Source organism: Bradyrhizobium sp. U87765 SZCCT0048 (assembly GCF_018131225.1).
Lineage (GTDB): Bacteria > Pseudomonadota > Alphaproteobacteria > Rhizobiales > Xanthobacteraceae > Bradyrhizobium_A.
In genome coordinates, this window is sequence record NZ_JAFCMM010000007.1 from 247,898 (window position 1) to 267,808 (window position 19,911).

Consider the following 19,911-nt stretch of genomic DNA (forward strand, 5'->3'; position numbering starts at 1 on the left):
GTCAGGGCTCAGGGAGGTCCGTCATGCGTGTTGCGATCGTCAACATCGGCGCCATCGTCTCCGGCGACTGGCGCCAGCCCCTGATGGCGGGGGATACCGTCATCTGCGAGGACGGTCTGATCACCGCGGTGGGGACGTCGTCCCCCGCCGCGGTCGAGGGGGCCGATGTGGTGATCGATGCCGGCGGCACCACCTTGATGCCGGGGCTGATCGATTCCCATGTCCACATCACCTTCGGCGACTACACCCCGCGCCAGCAGGTCGTGGGCTATCTCGAAAGCTATGTGCATGGCGGCACCACCACGGCGATCTCGGCGTCGGAGGTCCATGTGCCGGGACGGCCGAAGGACGTCGACGGCGTCAAGGCGCTCGCGGTCGCGGCGCACAAGTGCTTCGAGACCTATCGGCCCGGCGGCATGCGGGTGCATGCCGGCTCGGTCATTCTCGAGCCCGGCCTGACGGAGGCCGACTTCGCCGATCTCAGGCGCCAGGGGGTGTGGCTGGCCAAGGCCGGCTTCGGCGCGATGAAGACCGCCTACGATTATGTGCCGCTCGTCGCCGCGGCGCGCGCGGCAGGCATGATCACCACGGTCCACACCGGCGGCTCGTCGATCCCCGGCTCGGGCGCGGTCACCGGCGATCACCTGCTGGCGATGAACCCGCACGTCTCCTTCCATGTCAACGGCGGTCCGACCGCGATGAAGGATGCGGACTTCGAGCGGCTGGTGCGCGACAGCGCCATCGCGCTGCAGCTGTGCACCGCCGGCAACCTGCGCACCGCGCTGCTGACCGCATCGCTGGCGGTGAGCCACGACGCGTTCGATCGCCTGCTGATCGCGACGGACACGCCGACCGGCAGCGGCATCATGCCGCTCGGCATGCTCTACACCATCTCGCATCTGGCGAGCCTCGGCCGGGTGGCGCCGGAGCTCGCCATCGCCGCCGCGACCGGCAACAACGCGCAGGTCTACGGCCTCAATGCCGGCCGCATCGCGGTCGGCCGCGACGCCGACCTCGTGCTGATCGACGCGCCGGACGGCGGTTCGCAGGCGACGGCGCTCGCCGCCATCGCCAACGGCGACATCGCCGCCATTGGTGCGGTGGTCACGAACGGCGAGCCGCGCTTCGTCGGCCGCAGCCGCAACAGCCCGGCGACGACACGGAGCGTCAGGGTGGCGAGCTGCCGCGTGCCGATGTCGTACGGCGCAGCGCGACACTGACCTCAAGGCGACCTTCGGAGAATGCGATGACCACGATCGAGCAGGACACCGGTTTTACGGCCCGCGCGTTCCGCGATGCGCTCGGTCTGTTCGCCTCCGGCGTCGTGGTGGTGACCAGCACGACGCCAGAGGGCGAGCGGCTCGGCATGACCGTGTCCTCGTTCAATTCGGTGTCGCTGGAGCCGCCGCTGGTGCTGTTCAGTGTCGGTCGCGGCGCCCATGCCTTCGCTGCGTGGCAGGCAGCGGAGACTTTCGCCATCAACGTGCTGGCCGAGGAGCAGAGCACGATCTCCACTCGCTTTGCCCGCGCGCTGACCGACAAATGGGCGGGCTTCAGGGCCGGGCAGGATGTCAACGGTTGCCCGGTTCTTCCGGGAACGCTGGTGCTGCTGAGCTGCACGACCCATGCGCGCCACGACGGCGGCGATCACCTCATCATCGTCGGCCGGGTCGATGCGCTACGCCAGGTCGGCCGCCATGCCGCGCGGCCGCTGGTGTTCTTTGGCGGGCAGTACCGCCGCCTCGATGCCGACCATGCCATCGAGGCGCCGTTCGACGCGCGGGACTGGAGCCACGGCTGGTAGTCGACGGCCGGTCATTCGGTTTCGGCGATGGTCGACGAAACTGACGCTCCGGGGGGCGCTTTGCGCGAACCCAACGCGAAGGCGACCAGCGGGATGGCGCCGTAGGCGACGCTGGCAAGCAGCACGACACGGAAGAGCGTGTCGAGGTCGCTGCCCGCCTGGGCCGTCAGGTACCAGCCGCCGCCGGCCGCCACGATCAGGCGGACGAAACCAGCGATCACCGGCCAGCCGACCTTGCCCGCTCCCTGGCCGGCGAAATAAAGCAGCAGGCCGACACCGATGAAGCCATAGAACGGCGCGACGGTCCGCAGGTACAGGCTGCCGGCCGCCAGCACGTCGGCCTCCGCCGTAAACAGCCCGAGCCACACGCGCGGAAACAGGGCCGCGGCAAGCCCGACCGTCTCGGTCAGCGCGGCGGCGACCGCGGCGGATATCCAGACGATGCGTTCGGCCCTTTTGATCTCGCCGGCGCCGATATTGGTGCCGACCATCGTCAGGGCCGCCGAGCCAAGGCCGAAGATCGCCGGAATCAGGAGATAGTCGAGACGCGACGCGATGCCGTAGCCGGCAAGGGCGGGGATGCCGAACAGGCCGACGATGCCCGTGACCAGCATCACCGTCAGGTTCGACTGAACCGTTCCGATTGCCGCAAGTCCGCCGGTTCGCAGGATGTCCGCGAACAGCCGCCATGCAAGCTGGTGCCCCGCCAACGACAGCCGCACGGTGCTGCGGCCGGAGCGCAGATACGCGACCAATACCACCAGCGCCAGAGCGTAGTAGACGACGACGGCAAGACCCGCGCCGGCAACGCCGAGGCCTCCGATGGGGCCCACGCCGAAGATCAGAACGGGCGACAGGGGCAGGACGACAAACACGCTGCCGAGCGTGACCGCGGCCGGAACGACGACGTTGCCGGTGCCGCGCAGGACGGCCGCGAGCAGGCTGACGGCCCATACCAGGCCCGCGCCGCCAAAGATGACATGGCCGTAGGTCAGCGCCGCCGCCAGGGCATCGCCGGTTCCACCGAGCGCGTGGTAGAGAAGGCGCCCGGCCAGCAACTCGAGGGCCGAGAACGCAGCGCCAAACCCGACGGCAATGACCAGCGCATGCAGCACGAGCGCATCGGCGTCCGCCTTGCGCCCGGCGCCGATCGCGCGGGCGATGGCCGAGGCGACGCCGCCGCCGATGCCGCCGTTCGACATGGTCTGCATCAGCATCAGAACCGGCAGGACGAGCGTGGTGCCGGCAAGCGCATCGGTGCCGAGGAAGCTGACGAAACAGGTCTCGGCGACACCGACCATCGCCTGCACCAGAAGAACGATGATGGTCGGCAGCGCAAGCTTGATCAGCAGCGGCAGGATCGGCGCCCGCAGCATCATCTGCCGGCGATCCGCCATCCCGGAGAGTTCGTCGCCGGTCTTTTTCACAACGTCGGCTGCCGGCAATGCCAGTGTGTTCTGTGGCCGCTGCATGCGCTCCTCCTTTGACGGATCCCGGCGGCGTTCGCCGGTGTTCAGGCAAGGACGTGTGGTGGAGCGCGTGGCGGACAGTTTTCTGAGGATCTGATGTCGGCTTCAGGGATCGGCCGGGCGGCCGGGACGATCCGCCGGCCGGTCGAGCGCGCCGATCCAGATGTCCTCGTCATGCGCCAGCGACGGTCCGTCCTGACGATGACAGGCCGCAATCCGTGCCTGCAGGTATTCGCGCTCCATCGGATTGCGCGCCAGCGACGCGGCCTTGCGGTGGTGCTCGCGCGCCTCCGCGTCATGGCCGCACCGGCGTTCGAGTTCGCCGAGCGCCGCCCAATAGAACGGATAGGACGCCATTCGATCGCGCTGCGCGATGGCGCTGATTTCCTCCAGGCCGCGCGCCGCGCCCTCATGCTCGGCGATCGCAATCGCCCGGTTCAGCGCGACGACTGCCGACGGCTTGATGACGAGCAGCGCGTCGTAGAGCGCAATGATGTCCTTCCAGTTGGTGTCTTCGGCCCGCGGCGCCAGCACATGGAAGGAGGCGATCGCCGCCTCGAGATGATATTCGGACGTCTCCAGGCCACGGGCGGACAGTTCGAGCAGCATCATGCCTTCCCGGATCAGCTCCGCGTCCCAGCGCGACCGGTCCTGATCGGCGAGTGCGATCAGCCTGCCGGTTGCGTCGACGCGCGTCGGCAGGCGCGCGGCATGCAGGCACATCAGGGAGGACAGCGCGTAGCTCACCGGCGTGGCACCGCTGCCGTGCTGCAGCAGGATGGCGGTCAGGCGCATGGCCTCCCGGCACAGTTCTGCGCGAACGGCCGTCTGGGCGCAGGCGCCGTGATATCCTTCGTTGAACAGAAGGTAGAGGGCGCGGTGAACCGCCGGCAGGCGGTCCGCGAAATCGGCAGGCGCTGCCGTATCGAACAGCTTCCTGGAGCCTCGCAGCACGTGTTTGGCCCGTGCGATCCGCTTCTCGACCGCCGAGCGTCCTTCGACGAATGCGCCGGCGATTTCCTCCACGGTGAAACCGCACAGGATATTCAGAATCAGGGCGACCTGGGCCTGCTGCGACAGCCGCGGGTGGCAGCAGGAAAACATCATCCGCAGCTGGCTGTCCTGGATGGCATCGGCGGCGAAGAATTCGTTGACGACGGGAGCAACCGTCCACTCGCTTTCCAGCAGGCGGCCGAGTTCGGGGGCAAAGCGCTGGGCCGTTCGTTGTCGCCGCAGGACGTCCAGCGCGCAGTTCTTCGCTGTCGCAATCAGCCAGGCCCTTGGATCGTCGGGCATGCCCTTGGCGTTCCAGACATCCAGGGCGCGGCAGAAGGCGTCCTGGATGACGTCTTCCACCAAAGGCAGGTTATGGACGCCGAAGATGCGCACGAGCACCGCGCGCGTCGGCCCCGCTTCGCGCCGGAAAATCTCGTCGCTCGATCGCATCTTCAGAGAATTCGCACCGGGCGGACCTCCACGGCGCCTCCCAACTCGAGAAGCGGGCACCCCGAGGCGACCTCGACAGCATGGGTCAGGTCGCGCGCCTCGATCACCGTATAGCCGTTGACGATATCCTTGGATTCGACATACGGGCCGTCGTGGATGCTCTTGTCCTTGCCTCTGATCACCTTGCCTGCCGGCTGGAGCGGCGCGCCCGGGTGCTTGATGAGTCCCTTCTCGCCGAGCTGTTTGAACCACGCCAGCCATTTCTGCGAATAGACCTGCATCTGGTCTGGCGGCTGGTCGAAAACCGATGCGTTGCGGAACAGCAGGGTAAATTCGCTCATGGACTCTCCTCCCGGGTTGAACTTCAACCCCATAGACGTCCGGACGACGGCCCGCCGGACATCTTTTTTCGCCGGGCGGACCTGTCCGGGGGCGATAGCGGGCAAAGTCGAGCGCCCCGATCCTACAAGAAAAATGTCCGCCGGGGTCCATGTCATACGTCGAGGGGGATCATAGCAGGAGCAGGGTTGGCGAAGATGAACAAGCCGCAGAGTCCCGAAAGTCTGGCCGAACGAATCCGGTCGATCCTGCCGGTCGGGCATGCGTCCGAAAAACGGATGTTCGGCGGCATTACCTTCCTGGTGAACGGCAACATGCTGTGTTGCGCCTTCGCGGAAGGCCTCATGCTCCGGGTCGGAAAAGACGCGGAGGCTGCTGCCCTGACCCGGCCCTTTGTCCGCCCCTTGAGCAAAACCCGGAAGATGGGGGGCTTTGTCTTCATCGCGCAGGCGGGGCTTGCCCGTCGCCCGGCGCTGTCGCGGTGGATCGGCCAGGCGCGCGCCTATGTGGATCCGCTTCCGCCCAAGGCCGCGGGACACCGATGAACTGCTGCGACGTTGTGTCAAAGGACGAAGCGCCAGGTCGCCCGGGCGACAGCCGTCGCGGCGCTCAAGGGACTGGCGGCACCGTCGGCGGCCGGCGCCAGGGCGTCAGCCCTTGGCGGCCGCAGCCTTCGCCCGTTCCTTGCGCAGCGGTGCCGTCTTGCCGGTCAGGCCGGCGCTCGCGAGCTGCACGATGCGCTCGATGATGTCGTCGACGTCGTCGAGGTCGCAGAGATCGCCGGACAGCTTGCGCAGCCGCTCGCTGTCGGTGGTGGTCTGGCGGATCATCGCCAGCGCGAAGTGCAGCCCCCAGTAGACGTCGACTTCCTCACGGTCAGGCAGGGCACGGCGCAGCGCATCGGCGAAGCGCCGCAGGTGAGTGATGTCGCGCTCGACGATCTTGCGGATCGGCGGCACGGTCTCGACCGCGGCCCTCGTCATGAAGCGCGCGGCGGCGGAGCGCTGGCGGTCCGCACCGAGGCACCAGCGGATGGGCGGGCCGGCGAGGGCGCGCAGGATCGCCTCGACGTCGGCGCGGCCATCGCCGGCAGCTTCCGCTTCCTTCAGCGCCGCGAAGCGCTCGCGGTTGAGCGCGGTCGCGCGGCTGAGGAACAATTCCGCCAGCAGTTCGTCCTTCGAACCGAAATGATAGTTGACCGCGGCGAGATTGACGCCGGCGGCGGCGACAATGTCGCGCAGGCTGACCTCGCCGAAGCTGCGTTCGGCATAGAGCTGCTCGGCGGCGGTGAGAATGGCGGTCCTGGTTTCGTCGGTCGGCATCGGCGAGCCATGTTCTGCCGGCAGGGACGCGTTGCCGGGGGACGCTGCAGGTCGGCGATTGCATTTCAAACTTTTGTATGAAACTATCGTTTCAGAACGCGGGATGTCAATGCGGCCGTGCCGGACGACCTCTCGATGTTGAATCTGCTGGTTTTTCCGTTGCGCGGGATCAGAGGTCTTGCGGGCGGCGGACGGCAGGCAGACACTGCGACGAAACACGGCTCAAAACCAACAGCGAGGAACGCCAGATGGACTTTTCAATGTCGGATCGCCAGCGCGAATGGCTCGATCGCGTCACCACCTTCATGAACAAGCACGTCCGTCCCGCTGAGAAGATCTACAAGGAGCAGGACGCCGCCGGCGAGCGCTGGAAGGTCATCCCGGTCCTCGAGGAGCTGAAGAAGAAGGCGAAGGCCGAAGGCCTGTGGAACATGTTCATGCCGCCGTCGTCGCATGAAGATGACGAGTTCCGCGGCGCGGGCCTCAGCAACCTCGAGTACGCGCTGCTCTCCGAGCAGATGGGCCATATCTATTGGGCCTCCGAGGTGTTCAACTGCTCCGCGCCGGATACCGGCAACATGGAAGTCCTGATGCGCTACGGCTCCAAGGAGCAGAAGCGCCAGTGGCTGCGTCCGCTGATGGACGGCGAAATCCGCTCCGCCTTCCTGATGACCGAGCCGGCGGTCGCGTCCTCCGACGCCACCAATATCGAGACCCGTATCGAGCGCGACGGCGATCACTATGTCATCAACGGCCGCAAGTGGTGGTCGTCCGGCGTCGGCGATCCCCGCTGCAAGATCGCGATCCTGATGGGCAAGACCGACTTCAACGCGCCCAAGCATCAGCAGCAGTCGCAGATCCTGGTGCCGCTCGACAGCAAGGGCATCACGGTCGAGAAGATGCTGCCGGTGTTCGGCTTCGACGACGCGCCGCACGGCCACGCCCAGGTGCTGCTGGAGAACGTCCGCGTGCCGGTGTCGAACCTGCTGCTCGGCGAAGGCCGCGGCTTCGAGATCGCGCAGGGCCGTCTCGGCCCGGGCCGCATCCATCACTGCATGCGCACCATCGGCAAGGCCGAGGAGGCGTTGGAGAAAATGGTGCGCCGCCTGTCGTCGCGCACCGCCTTCGGCAAGAAGATCATCGAGCAGTCGGTGTGGGAGCAGCGCATCGGCGAGGCCCGCACCAACATCGAGATGACCCGCCTGTTGTGCCTCAAGGCGGCCGACATGATGGACAAGGTCGGCAACAAGACCGCCCAGCTCGAGATCGCGATGATCAAGGTCGCGGCGCCGAACATGGCGCTCAAGATCATCGACGACGCGATCCAGGCCTATGGCGGCGGCGGCGTTTCCGACGAGGCGGGCCTCGCCAAGGACTATGCAGGCATTCGCACACTGCGGCTTGCGGACGGCCCGGACGAGGTGCACAACCGTGCGATCGCCCGGCTCGAGATGCGCAAGTACGCCAACGAGCCGGCCAAGCACTAACAGGCATCGAGCGGAGAGCCGGCATGGGTCTTGGCGTGAGGGAAGACGCGGATTTTTCCGGCACCAAGCCGGTCGAGGAGCGCCATCGCATCGACGAGGCGAGCCTCGACCGCTGGATGGCCTCGCATGTCGAGGGCTACGCCGGGCCGCTGACGGTGTCGCAGTTCAAGGGCGGTCAGTCGAACCCGACCTACCGGCTCGACACGCCGGGAAGGGCCTACGTGCTGCGGCGCAAGCCGTTCGGCAAGCTGCTGCCGTCGGCGCATGCGGTGGATCGCGAGTTCCGCGTCATCGATGCGCTCTATCGCCAGGGCTTTCCGGTGGCGCGCGCCTATGCGCTGTGCATGGACGACGCCGTGATCGGCTCGGCCTTCTACATCATGTCGATGGAAGAGGGCCGGGTCTTCTGGAACCCGACCTTGCCGAACCTGTCGCCGGCCGAACGCCGCGCGGTGTTCACCAGCAAGGTCGAGACGCTGGCCCAGCTCCACCAGTACGATCCGCAGGCCATCGGCCTCGGTGACTTCGGCAAGCCGGGCAACTATTTCGCCCGGCAGGTCGAACGCTGGACCAAGCAGTACCGGGCGTCGGAGACCGACGTCATCCCGGAAATGGACCGCCTGATCGAGTGGCTGCCGCGCACCGTGCCGCAGCAGGATCGGGTGTCGGTGGTGCATGGCGACTATCGCCTCGACAACATGATCTTCCACGCCACCGAGCCGAAGGTGAAGGCGGTGCTGGACTGGGAGCTGTCGACGCTCGGCGATCCGCTCGCCGACTTCACCTATCTGCTGATGCAGTGGGTGATGCCGGGCCTCGAAGGCGCCGACTTCAAGGCCCTCAACATTCCGACCATGGAGGAAGCCGAGGCGATCTACTGCAAGGCCACGGGCCGCAGCAGCATCCCCGACCTCAACTGGTATTTCGCCTACAACCTGTTCCGCCTCGCGGGCATCGTGCAGGGCATCGCCGCGCGCATCCGCGACGGCACCGCCGCCAACGCACGGGCGGCGGAGTCGGCGGCGCGCCGCATTCCGCTGGCGCAGGCGTCGTGGGCGTTCGCCCGGAAGGCTGGCGCCTGATTTCATCGCGTGCGTCCTGTCCGGCGTTTGCCGGGCATGCCAGCGCCCTGCGGCCCCTGGCGCGTCTCCGCGTCGGGTTTTCGATCGACGAGAAACCAAGGAAACGCATCATGGGTCGCCTCGAGGGTAAGTCCATCGTGATCACCGGCGCGGGCAGCGGCATCGGCCGCGCGGCGTCGCTGTTGTTTTGCAAGGAGGGTGCGCGGCTCATCGCCGTGGACCGCAGTGAGGGTGTCAAGGACACGGTCGAACTGGTTCGCAAGGCTGGCGGCACCGCAGAAGCGGTGCAGGCCGATGCCGGTTCGGAAACAGATGTCCAGGCCTTCATCGCCAAGGCCATCGCGACCTATGGCAAGCTCGACGGCATCTGGGCCAATGCCGGCATCAGCGGCGGCCTCGTGCCGCTCGCCGACCAGACGCCCGAGCACTGGCAGGAGATCCTGCGGATCAACCTGATCGGCCCGTTCCTGGCGGTGAAGCATTCCATTCCCCATCTCACGACGCAGGGCCACGGCGCGATCGTCTGCACCGCGTCGGTGGCCGGCCTCAAGTCCGGCGCCAGCGGTCATCCCTATGCCGCCAGCAAGGCCGGCGTCATCAGCCTGGTGCAGACCACGGCCTATTCCCTGTCGGGCACCAACGTGCGCATCAACGCGGTGTGCCCGGGCCTGATCGAGACCGGCATGACCAAGCCGATCTTCGACAATGCCAAGGAGCGCGGCACCGAAGGCAAGATCGGCCAGCTCAACCCGCTCAAGCGCGCCGGCCAGCCGCATGAACTGGCGGCGATGGGCCTGTTCCTGATCAGCGACGAAGCGTCCTACGTCAACGGCCAGGCGTTCCCGGTCGATGGCGGTCTCACCGCGTCGATGCCCTACACCGGCAAGCCGATCTGAGCAGGGCGACCATGTCCGCTTCGCTCCCGCGCACCACCGGCGGCATCCCGCCGAAGCCCGACGGTTTGTCGCTGACCCGCTGGTGGTGGGTGCGCCACGCGCCGGTGCGCGAGGACGAGGGCCTGATCTACGGCCAGAAGGACCTCAACTGCGACTGCAGCGACACCGTGGTGTTCAATGCGGTGGCGCGCATCCTGCCGCGGGACGCAGTGTGGTACGCCAGCAACCTCAAGCGCACCCATCAGACCGCGGCGGCGATCTGGGCCGCGGGCTTTCCCGCGCCCGCAACCATGGCGCATGAGCCCGCCTTCGCCGAGCAGGATCTCGGCGAATGGCAGGGCCGCAACCGCGCGGCGTTCTTTGCCAGCCGCCCGGCGGCGATCGCCAGCTACTGGTTCGCGCCGGCGGAGGAGCGGGCGCCCGGCGGCGAGAGCTTCGCCGACCTGTCCGCACGGGTGTGTGCGGCGATCGATCGCCTCAATGTCACCCATCGCGGCCGCGACATTGTGGTGTCGTCCCATGGCGGGCCGATCAAGGCGGCCATTGCCCATGCCCTCGGCCTGCCGGCCAGCGGCGGCTTTGCGTTTACCATCGACAACTGCTCGGTGACGCGGCTCGATCATCTGCATGGCGCCGATCACTCCGGCTGGCGCGTGCCGATGATCAACCAGCAGCCGTGGATCGCCGATCCATCCCATGCCGCCATGCATCAGCCGGCGGGCCCCGAGGCGGCTTCGCCCGGCAAGATCGGCTAGCACGCCGCCATCGACAGGAAAAAAGGGAGAGAACCATGACGCTGTTCGACATGACCGGAAAAGTAGCCGTGATCACCGGCTCGACCCGCGGCATCGGCCGCGCCATCGCCGAGCGCATGGTGGAGCACGGCGCGCAGGTCGTGATCTCGTCGCGCAAGCAGGACGTTTGCGACGCGGTCGCCAAGGAGATCAACGACCGCTTCGGCAAGGGCAAGGCCATTGCCATCGCCGCCAACATCTCCAGCAAGGAGAACCTGCAAAACCTCATCGACGAGACCAACCGCGCCTTCGGCAAGATCGACGTGCTGGTGTGCAACGCCGCGTCGAACCCGTACTACGGTCCGCTGGCCGGCATCTCCGACGATCAGTTCCGCAAGATTCTCGACAACAACATCGTGTCGAACAACTGGCTGATCAGCATGGTCGTGCCGCAGATGATCGCGCGCAAGGACGGCTCCATCGTCATCGTGTCGTCGATCGGCGGCCTCAAGGGCTCGACCATCCTCGGCGCCTATGCCATCTCCAAGGCGGCCGACATGCAACTCGCGCGCAACCTCGCCTGCGAGTACGGCCCGCACAACGTGCGGGTGAACTGCATCGCGCCGGGCCTGATCAAGACCGATTTCGCCAAGGCGCTGTGGGACAATCCGGACAACCTCAAGGCCTCGACAGCACGTTCACCGCTGCTGCGCATCGGCATTCCCGACGAAATCGCCGGCGCCGCGGTGTTCCTCGGCTCCGCCGCCGGCAATTTCATGACCGGCCAGACCATGGTCATCGACGGCGGCGCGACCATCAGTTGATCGCGCGGTTGCGGCCCCGCGCTGCGGTGCTTTGAACCTTCCTGCGACGCGCTCCGACAACCGGACGTGTGCGGATCGTGCCCGGCCACCGGCCGGGCGAACGGTCCCGCGCCTGCGCGCGGAGGAAGGTATGGCTCTCGACGTCCAACCGATCACGGGCTCGCTGGCGCGCGTCGCTGCGCGCCTGTGCAACTTCCACACCGGGCACGCGGGTCTGCTGCCCGCGCATCTCGATTGGCTCGACAACACCGTCGCGCCACTCGTCGCGGCGGCATCCACGCCGTGGGTCAACATCATCGGCTACGCCAGTCATCTCGGCGACGCCTCCTTCAATCAGAGGCTGTCGTTCCAGCGCTGCGAGGCGGTGCGCCAGCGGGTGAAGACCTACAATCCCCGCGTCGCGTTTCCCCTCGAGCAGGGCCGGGGCGAAACCGAGAGCACCGGCGGCGTCAACGACAATTCCGGCTACTGGCGCGCGGTCGACGTGTTCGTGTTCGATTTCAAGCCGCCGAAACCGCCGGCGCCGAAGCCCAACTACGACCGCAAGGTGCGGCTGCACTTCCGTTCGACGGCGATGCCCACCGTGCCGGAGGAGACGGCTCTCGCCAATGCGCAGAAGGTCTATGACGGCTGCCGCGTGCTGCTGGAATTCGCGTCGGGACTCAGCATGGGGGCGTCCGGCATGGAGCTGTTGATGCTCGATGCGTCCGACGCGACCTGCAACTGGGACGACGCGTCGGACCAGCAGAAGCTGCTGGATCTCCTCGGCGGACGGCAGGGCGTCGGCCCCACCGATGTCGTCGTCTATTACGTCAACCAGCTCAAGGAGAAGGCTGGCAACAAGCTCAATGGCTGCGCCGGCCATCGGCCGGGGCGGGCTGCCGTGGCAGTGGCCGCCGGCGGATCACCGTGGACGCTCGCCCACGAGCTCGGCCATGTGCTGCTGGGGCCGAGCTTCCGCCCGGTTCACCATCCCGACAAGATCAACATCATGTTCGCGCCAACCACCGGGATCACCGCGCCGATCCCGGCGTTCACGCCGGAGCAGGTCACGCGTCTGCGCGCAAGTCCGTTCTGCGTTGCGATCTAGCGCAGCTCGTCATACGGGGAGGCCGGTCCGGTTGACACGGGCCGGGCGTGCGCAGCTCTTCGGCGGCGGCCGTCACCGCGCATCCAGAAATGTGGCTGCGGCGTCATGGAGCGCCGTGCGGCCGCTTTCGAGATGCATGAGATGCGTCGCCTTCGGAATTTTCAGGTCGGCGACGCGCGGCGCGCCAGCGAGAGCATGCCTGAGCCAGGCGACATCCGCGTCCGTGCACAGGCTGTCCCATTCGCCACGCACGATCATCGTGGGGGCGGTGATGCGGCCGGGGTCGTAGGCCAGTCTGCCGGACCAGGCGGCCATGATGTCGGCCTGCGGGCCGTTCGGTGTCCGCACCGACGGCGGCGTGCGCGATGCGCTGGTGGCATCGAAGCTCAGATAGAGCGCGGCCCAGGCGGGAAAGTCGACTTCCGCCAGCACGCCCGGCTCACCCGGCGGGACGTCCTCGACAAAGCGCTTCTTCTGCTCGTCGACCGTGAGAAGCCGCCATGCCCCGAGCGGCGGGACTTCGTCGAAGGCCTCACGGCGCACGACCGGGCCAAAGAACACGAGCCGATCGACCAGATGTGGATGATCGCCCGCGAAGCGGCCGGCGGCCATCGTTCCCCATGAGTGGGCGATGATCGAAACGCGCGGTGCACCAGTCTCGACCAGGATGGCGCGCACGGCGCGCGCGATCTGTTGCGCCGCCTCGGGCGCACGCCCGAGGGGCGCGCCCGCTCGTGGCGCATCCGCGGCCATCTCCGGATACCGCTCCGACCGGCCGTAGCCCGCGAAATCGAGACCCCAGACAGAACGGTCCGCGCGGTTGAGTGCGTCGGCCCAGGAGAGGCCGCCGAACCTGAAGAAGATCGAGTTCTCGCTCGCAAAGGTCGCGCCGTGAACATAGAGCACCGGCCGTTTGCGATCAGCCGAGGCGGTCGTCTGTTCGAATAACTGCAGGCGTGGCTGCCAGCGGGGCGAGGCGGCGGTCGAGACGGCAAGCGTGACAGGGCGGAGCGGTGTGTCTGCCATGGCGGCGAATCCTTCAGCGATGGGCGGAGGGGCGTGCCCTCCGAACGATCGCCGACGCCTAACCGATGCAATGCCCCGATGTTTCGGCGCTCGCCGAAGCGTTTTTGCAGTCGCGACACTTATGATGTCTTGATGAAGGTCGCGCCGACCGTTTCGGGTGTCGGCGTCTCGAAGGCGGATTGCGGCCAGTCGAGATGTCGAGAGGCGGCCGGCCGCGCCGGCGCGACCGCCGTCGACCTCAATCGAGCGTCGCGTAGACGAGGCTGCGGACCAGCGTGCGGAAGTACTCGCGCTGGCCGGGGCCTTGCGACAGGAAGATCGCGAACAGCTCTTCGGCCGGATCGATCCAGAAGAACGTGCCGGCCATGCCGCTCCAGAAGAACTGGCCGACCGAGCCCGCGAACGGCGCGAGGCCCTGATGGGTGCGCACCGCAAAGCCGAGGCCGAATGAATGCCCGGCGGGAATCAGCGGCGAATCCACCTTGACGCCGGGGGCGAGATGATCGGACGCCATGAACTGCAGCGTCTTGCGGGCGATGATCTCCTCGCCGTCCAGCGTGCCGCCGTTGAGCAGCATCTGGCAGAATCGGGCGTAATCCATCGCGGTTGAGACGAGGCCGCCGCCGCCCGATTCCATCACCGGCACCTCGAGCGGGTCGAACAGCGCGACCTTGTCGCCGGTCCAGGGATCGGTGGGGAACGGCTGGGCGAGACGGCCGGCATGGGCGGCTGCTGTGGAAAACGCCGTCTCGGTCATCTGCAGCGGATCGAGGATGCGCGCCGACAGGAAGGCGCCGAGCGTCTGGCCGGACACGACTTCGATGACCCGCCCAAGGATGTCGGTCGAGCGGCTGTAATTCCACTCGGTGCCGGGCTGGCAGACCAGCGGCATCTCTGCGATCAGGCGGGCGTGCTCCTCGTTGGTGATGCCGCGGGCGAAGGTCCGTACCTTGCGGTACATCTGCTGGACGAGGCCGTTACCGGTGATCTCGTAGGTGATTCCCGAGGTGTGGCGCAGCAGGTCCTGGATGGTGATGGAGCGCGTCCGGGGGACGAGTTCCAGGCGGCCGTCGGTCTCGATGCCGACCTGCTGGGCGGCGAATTCCGGGATGAACTTCTCCAGCGGGTCGGTCAGCAGCAGATGGCCGTCCTCCAGCAACTGGCCGATGCCGATCGAGACCAGCGGCTTGGTCATGGAGAAGATGCGGAACAGGCTGTCCCGGGCCATCGGCGTTTCGCTTCCCGGCGCCTGGCGGCCCTGGGCCTCGAACCAGCCGATCCGCCCACGGCGGGCCACCATGGTGACGACGCCAGGTGTGGTTCCCTTGTCGATCTCGCGCTGCAGGGCGTCATGCATCCGTCGTAAACGGGGGCCGGACAGGCCGATCGCATCCGGGGCGGCGGAGGGCAGGGGCGGGGTCTGTGGCCCGGCAGCGGGTTTCAGGGCGGTCTGGGGGGCCATGGGAGCTCCTTAGCACGGCGTCATTTTGTTGTTTTTGCACCCCGAGGGATGGGGTCCCGGCCACCCTGACCCATAACTTCGCCCTTGAAAAGCAGCGTTTTCCGAAGTAACCAGCCGCCGGTTTAGCCGCGCAGCCGCGCCGGCTGGTGAGGGTGGACGAAGAATGGCCAAAGAGAAGTTTGAACGTACGAAGCCGCATTGCAACATCGGCACGATCGGTCACGTTGACCACGGCAAGACGTCGCTGACGGCGGCGATCACGAAGGTGCTGGCGGAAGCGGGCGGTGCGACGTTCACGGCGTACGACCAGATCGACAAGGCGCCGGAAGAGAAGGCGCGCGGCATCACGATTTCGACGGCGCACGTCGAGTACGAGACGCCGAACCGGCACTACGCGCACGTCGACTGCCCTGGGCACGCCGACTACGTCAAGAACATGATCACGGGTGCTGCGCAGATGGACGGCGCGATCCTGGTTGTGTCGGCGGCGGACGGCCCGATGCCGCAGACCCGCGAGCACATCCTGCTGGCGCGTCAGGTCGGCGTTCCGGCGATCGTCGTGTTCCTGAACAAGTGCGACATGGTCGACGATCCTGAGCTGCTCGAACTCGTCGAGATGGAAGTTCGTGAGCTGCTGTCGAAGTACAACTTCCCGGGCGACGACATTCCGATCGTCAAGGGTTCGGCGCTGGCCGCGCTCGAGAACTCGGACCAGAAGCTCGGTCATGATGCGATCCTCGAGCTGATGAAGGCGGTCGACGCCTACATCCCGCAGCCGGAGCGTCCGGTCGACCAGCCGTTCCTGATGCCGGTTGAAGACGTGTTCTCGATCTCGGGCCGCGGCACCGTGGTGACCGGCCGTGTCGAGCGCGGCATCGTCAAGGTCGGCGAGGAAATCGAGATCGTCGGTCTGAAGGCGACGCAGAAGACGACGGTGACCGGCGTCGAAATGTTCCGCAAGCTGCTGGACCAGGGCCAGGCTGGCGACAACATCGGCGCGCTGCTGCGCGGCACCAAGCGTGAGGACGTCGAGCGCGGCCAGGTGCTGTGCAAGCCGGGCTCCGTGAAGCCGCACACCAAGTTCAAGGCCGAGGCGTACATCCTGACCAAGGAAGAGGGTGGCCGTCACACGCCGTTCTTCACCAACTACCGTCCGCAGTTCTACTTCCGCACTACCGACGTGACCGGTGTGGTGCACCTGCCGGAAGGCACCGAGATGGTGATGCCGGGCGACAACATCGCGATGGAAGTGCACCTGATCGTGCCGATCGCGATGGAAGAGAAGCTGCGCTTCGCCATCCGTGAAGGCGGCCGTACTGTCGGCGCCGGCGTCGTCGCTTCGATCATCGAGTAAGCCCTGAGCGGCTCTTGCCGCTCATTGCCTGAAATTGCCAAGGCGCAGATGCGGTTCTTGCATCTGCGCCTTTTCTTTTGGCGCGCACTGCGCTTGACGCCCCGGCCGACGATCGGGCCTACTTTCGTTTGTCGTCCCGTTGTCACATCGCAACCCTCCGGTCCGTCCATGTCCCGACGCTCGCTCCGCGCTCACGTCATCCATGCCCTGATTGCCGCTGCCGCGCTCATGGCTGTGCCGGCCATGGCCGATGACGCCGCAAGACCACCGGTCAAGGTCAAGGTGTTCATCGCGGCGATGTTCGAGATCGGCAACAACATCGGCGACCGCGCTGGCGAGTTTCAGCACTGGTACGAGCGCTACTGGCGCGCCAGCACGCCGATCGCTGTGCGCGGCGCGCTCAATCCCGTCTACTGCAACGCCGACGGCGTCTGCGGCGCGGTGCTCGGCATGGGCAAGGTGGCATCGTCGTCGTCGATGCAGGCGATCCTGCTCGATCCGCAGCTCGACTTCTCGCAGGCGTACTACATTCTCTCGGGCGTCGGCGGCGTGCCGCCGTCACGCGGCACCATCGCCGAGGTGGTGTGGGCGACCTGGCTCGTCGACTACGACCTCGGCCATCGCTGGGCCGCCGGCGAGGTCAAGGCGGGCGAGCCGCTGTTCATGCCGCGCAAGGGGTATGAGAGCATCCGCGTCTATCATCTCAACCGTACGCTGGTGGACTGGGCGCTGCGGCTCAGCGCCGGTGTCGCGCTGAAGGATTCCGACGCGGCGAAGGCCTATCGCCTGCGCTATCCGCAGACCGCAGCACGCCAGGCGCCGTCGATCGCCACCGGCACCCACATGACCGGCGATACGTTCTTCCACGGCCCCGGCCTGTCGGCCGAAGCGCAATCCATCGCCAGGCTCTACGGCGCCGACGACTACACCATCACCGAGATGGAAGGCACCGCCATCACCCAGGTGATCGCGCGCCAGCACGGCACCGATCGCGTGATGGCGCTGCGCGGCGCGGTCAACTTCGACCAGGGCAACCCCAACGAGACCACGCTGCAGCATCTCGATCCCGCGCCGGGCCAGACCGCGGGCGGTTTCGCCGAGACGGTCGAGAACATCGCGCTGGTGGGATCGACGGTGGTCGACCACATCGTCGCCGACTGGCCGCAATGGAGCGGCGGCGTGCCGGCGCGCTGACCCGATGGTGCCGTCGCGGCCGAACCTTCGTCTCATGACGATGCGTGCCGTGACAGTGCTCATGCTGGCTGTGGAGATGTTGCTGGGTGCCGCGCCGGCGTTCGCGGCATGTCCCGACCGTCCGCCGTGCAGCGGCTGTGGCTGCAAGGGCGGCCCTGGCTATCGGGCGCCGGACGGGCACTGCGTCGGATTTCGTGAGCTCGACAAGGTCTGCGGCAATCCGCCGACGCGCTGCGTATTCGAGAATGCGCCCGGGAGCGGGCTCAACCGCGACTGCGCGCTGGAACCGCGCAGTCGCAGGAGCGGGGGAGACGGTTCGCTCCCGAAGTAGGACGCGGCGGATGATCCGCCGCGCGTCGTCAGGCTTCAGGCCGCGCGCACGTCACGCAGGAAACGGCCGACCTCGTCCTTGAGGGTGTCGCCGTTGTGCGACAGCTCGGAGGCGGCCTCCACCACCTTGCCGGCGGCGACGCCGGTCTCGCGGGCAGCCTCGTCGACGCCGAGAATGTTCGACGAAACCTCGCCGGTCGAGCGCGCAGCCTCGGCGACGTTGTGGGCGATTTCGCGCGTCGCCGCGCCCTGTTCTTCGACAGCCGAGGCGATTGCGCCGGCGATCTCGTTGACGCGGCCGATGGTGCGGGTGATCGCCTCGATGGCGCCGACCGACGCCTGCGTCGCGCCCTGGATCGCCTCGACCTGGGTCGAGATTTCCTCGGTCGCCTTGGCGGTCTGGCTCGCCAGCGCCTTGACCTCGGCGGCAACCACGGCGAAGCCGCGTCCCGCTTCGCCGGCGCGCGCGGCCTCGATGGTGGCGTTGAGCGCCAGCAGATTTGTCTGCTCGGCGATCTCGCTGATCAGCCGCACGACGTCGCCGATCTTCTGGGCGGCGTCGGCGAGGCCGCGCACCTCGGCATTGGTCGCATTGGCCTGGGTGGCCGCCGCGCTGGCGACGTTGGCCGACTCGTTGACCTGCTGGGCGATCTCGTTGATCGAGGCATTGAGCTGCTCGATCGCGGCGGCGACGGCCTGGGCGTTCTGCGTCGCTTCCTCGGAGGCGAGCGCCACGGTGCTCGACTGGCGCGTAGCTTCCTCGGCGGTGCTCGCCATCGACGTCGCGGTCGCCTTGAGCCCCGCCGCCGCGGAGCCGACGGCGTTGACGACGCCGCCGACACCGCTCTCGAACCGCGATGCGAGGGCGTGCAGCGTCGCGCGGCGCTCCTGTTCGGTGGTGGCTCGCTGCTCCTCCTGGGCCTGGCGCAGGCGGCCGGTCTCGATCAGGCTGTCCTTGAACACCTCGACGGCCTTGGCCATGGCGCCGATCTCGTCGCGGCGCTGCGCGCCCGGCACCTGCAGCGCATGGTCGCCGGCGGTGATGCGGCCCATCGCGCTCTGCAGCGCCTGGATCGGGCGCGCGAGGCCGCGGCCGAGCCACGCGGCGATCAGCGCGGCGACTAGCACCGCGGCGGCGGTGCCGCCGGCCATCCACATCTCCGAACGGGTGGCGAGGTCGGCGAAGGCGGTGGTGTCGCGCACGATCTCGACCACGGCGACCGGCTCGCCCGAGTAGTTCTTGAGCGCGCCATAGGTGGTCTCGGTCGGGTGGCCGTCCTGCTCGCCGGTGGCGAACACCATCTCGCCGCCGAGCGCGCGCTTCAGCGTCGCCGCCGACGGGGTCGGCGAGCGGGTGGTCGAGGCCAGCGTGCGGGCGCCGTCGCCGTCGATCTGGTGAATCGCGACCTCGACGCCGAAGCGCTCCTTCATGGTGTTGACGTAGGTCTGGCCGAACGGCACGCCGATGTCGACGACCCCGAGCACGGTGTCGCCGTCCATCAGCGGCGTGGTGCCGAACACGTTGAGCACCTCGCGCCCGGCCTCGACACCGCCGACCGCGCGGCGGGTGGTGAAGGCCTCGACGATCATCTTGCGGCGCTTGGTGACGTCGTCGCCGAAGGTGTCGGGCATGTGGACGCGGGCGAAGGCGATGCCGGGCGGAATCTGGATGGTGATCAGCTCGAGTCCAAGCGGCTTGATCCGCGCCAGCGCATCCTTCAGCAGCGCGATGGTCGCCGGGCGGTCACCGGAGCGTACCGCGGCCTTGACTTCGGGCATGGTGGCGAGGGCATGGCTGACGGCGAGCGCCGAGCGCGTCTGGGCATCGAGTGCCGCGATCAGGTTGGCATAGTCGGCGCGCAGTTCGCGCTCCAGCGCGACCTCGACGGTGGTCTGCTGGCGCCACAGGCCGAACGCGGCGAGCACCACGCAGGACCCGGCGGCCACCAGCGAGATGGCGACCATGATACGGGCTGCGACAGACGTGAATTTTGGCATAGACGACCCCAGCAAACGTGACCCCGAGGATGGTTTCCCCCCGGTAACGTTATG

General features: G+C 67.5%; 18 protein-coding genes. 11 read left to right on the top strand and 7 right to left on the bottom strand.

Annotated elements, in window-relative coordinates; all coding sequences use genetic code 11:
- The first annotated feature begins 23 nt into the window (after positions 1-23).
- Positions 24-1,220: an amidohydrolase family protein gene (locus JQ639_RS33605; protein WP_211964576.1), complete on the top strand. Its 1,197-nt coding sequence runs from the start codon at positions 24-26 to the stop codon at positions 1,218-1,220.
- A gap of 26 nt (positions 1,221-1,246) precedes the next feature.
- The gene (locus JQ639_RS33610) at positions 1,247-1,804 is read left to right on the top strand and encodes a flavin reductase family protein (RefSeq protein WP_211964578.1); all 558 of its coding nucleotides are present in this window, start codon (positions 1,247-1,249) and stop codon (positions 1,802-1,804) included.
- An 11-nt stretch (positions 1,805-1,815) separates the two neighbouring features.
- Here the strand turns inward: JQ639_RS33610 and JQ639_RS33615 are convergent, their stop codons facing one another.
- From JQ639_RS33615 to JQ639_RS33625, 3 genes are all read right to left on the bottom strand, one after another.
- Positions 1,816-3,276: an MATE family efflux transporter gene (locus JQ639_RS33615; protein WP_211964579.1), complete on the bottom strand. Its 1,461-nt coding sequence runs from the start codon at positions 3,274-3,276 to the stop codon at positions 1,816-1,818.
- 102 nt (positions 3,277-3,378) lie between these two features.
- Positions 3,379-4,719, bottom strand: coding sequence for an RNA polymerase sigma factor (locus tag JQ639_RS33620; RefSeq protein WP_211964585.1), 1,341 nt, complete (start codon positions 4,717-4,719; stop codon positions 3,379-3,381).
- 2 nt (positions 4,720-4,721) lie between these two features.
- Positions 4,722-5,060 (bottom strand): YciI family protein, encoded by a 339-nt coding sequence (locus JQ639_RS33625; RefSeq protein WP_211964587.1) that lies wholly within the window; start codon positions 5,058-5,060, stop codon positions 4,722-4,724.
- Positions 5,061-5,255: 195 nt separating this feature from the next.
- Between JQ639_RS33625 and JQ639_RS33630 the strand changes: the two genes are divergently transcribed.
- Entirely contained in the window at positions 5,256-5,603 is a 348-nt protein-coding gene (locus tag JQ639_RS33630; RefSeq protein ID WP_249122989.1) for a TfoX/Sxy family protein, read from the top strand.
- Positions 5,604-5,708: 105 nt separating this feature from the next.
- Here JQ639_RS33630 and JQ639_RS33635 read toward each other — a convergent pair whose 3' ends face one another.
- A complete protein-coding gene (locus tag JQ639_RS33635; RefSeq protein WP_211964591.1) occupies positions 5,709-6,380 on the bottom strand; it encodes a TetR/AcrR family transcriptional regulator in 672 nt (223 codons plus the stop codon).
- 248 nt (positions 6,381-6,628) lie between these two features.
- Here JQ639_RS33635 and JQ639_RS33640 point away from each other — a divergent pair, with 248 nt between their 5' ends.
- The 6 genes from JQ639_RS33640 (at position 6,629) to JQ639_RS33665 (ending at position 12,493) form a co-directional block, all read left to right on the top strand.
- On the top strand, positions 6,629-7,867 hold the full coding sequence (locus JQ639_RS33640) for an acyl-CoA dehydrogenase family protein (protein WP_211964597.1): 1,239 nt from the start codon (positions 6,629-6,631) through the stop codon (positions 7,865-7,867).
- A 23-nt stretch (positions 7,868-7,890) separates the two neighbouring features.
- Positions 7,891-8,949, top strand: a complete 1,059-nt coding sequence (locus tag JQ639_RS33645; protein ID WP_211964599.1) for a phosphotransferase family protein — start codon at positions 7,891-7,893, stop codon at positions 8,947-8,949.
- 110 nt (positions 8,950-9,059) lie between these two features.
- Positions 9,060-9,845: an SDR family NAD(P)-dependent oxidoreductase gene (locus JQ639_RS33650; RefSeq protein ID WP_211964601.1), complete on the top strand. Its 786-nt coding sequence runs from the start codon at positions 9,060-9,062 to the stop codon at positions 9,843-9,845.
- An 11-nt stretch (positions 9,846-9,856) separates the two neighbouring features.
- Positions 9,857-10,600, top strand: coding sequence for a histidine phosphatase family protein (locus tag JQ639_RS33655; RefSeq protein WP_211964603.1), 744 nt, complete (start codon positions 9,857-9,859; stop codon positions 10,598-10,600).
- Positions 10,601-10,635: 35 nt separating this feature from the next.
- Positions 10,636-11,403 (top strand): SDR family NAD(P)-dependent oxidoreductase, encoded by a 768-nt coding sequence (locus tag JQ639_RS33660; protein WP_211964604.1) that lies wholly within the window; start codon positions 10,636-10,638, stop codon positions 11,401-11,403.
- A 130-nt stretch (positions 11,404-11,533) separates the two neighbouring features.
- Positions 11,534-12,493, top strand: coding sequence for an OmpA family protein (locus tag JQ639_RS33665; RefSeq protein ID WP_211964606.1), 960 nt, complete (start codon positions 11,534-11,536; stop codon positions 12,491-12,493).
- A gap of 72 nt (positions 12,494-12,565) precedes the next feature.
- On the opposite strand, the gene JQ639_RS33670 is transcribed toward JQ639_RS33665, so the two are convergent.
- Together JQ639_RS33670 and JQ639_RS33675 are read right to left on the bottom strand one after the other, a co-directional pair.
- Positions 12,566-13,519 carry an alpha/beta hydrolase gene (locus tag JQ639_RS33670; RefSeq protein WP_211964608.1) on the bottom strand — a complete coding sequence of 318 codons (954 nt, stop codon included), beginning with the start codon at positions 13,517-13,519 and terminating at the stop codon, positions 12,566-12,568.
- A 238-nt stretch (positions 13,520-13,757) separates the two neighbouring features.
- Positions 13,758-14,981, bottom strand: coding sequence for a serine hydrolase domain-containing protein (locus JQ639_RS33675; protein ID WP_211964610.1), 1,224 nt, complete (start codon positions 14,979-14,981; stop codon positions 13,758-13,760).
- Between the two features lie 163 nt (positions 14,982-15,144).
- Here JQ639_RS33675 and tuf point away from each other — a divergent pair, with 163 nt between their 5' ends.
- Both tuf and JQ639_RS33685 read left to right on the top strand, forming a co-directional pair.
- A complete protein-coding gene (tuf, locus tag JQ639_RS33680) occupies positions 15,145-16,335 on the top strand; it encodes an elongation factor Tu (protein WP_211964617.1) in 1,191 nt (396 codons plus the stop codon).
- 243 nt (positions 16,336-16,578) lie between these two features.
- Positions 16,579-17,529: a purine-nucleoside phosphorylase gene (locus tag JQ639_RS33685; protein ID WP_249122892.1), complete on the top strand. Its 951-nt coding sequence runs from the start codon at positions 16,579-16,581 to the stop codon at positions 17,527-17,529.
- Between the two features lie 366 nt (positions 17,530-17,895).
- Here the strand turns inward: JQ639_RS33685 and JQ639_RS33690 are convergent, their stop codons facing one another.
- Positions 17,896-19,857: a methyl-accepting chemotaxis protein gene (locus tag JQ639_RS33690; protein WP_211964621.1), complete on the bottom strand. Its 1,962-nt coding sequence runs from the start codon at positions 19,855-19,857 to the stop codon at positions 17,896-17,898.
- Between the last annotated feature and the right edge of the window lie 54 nt (positions 19,858-19,911).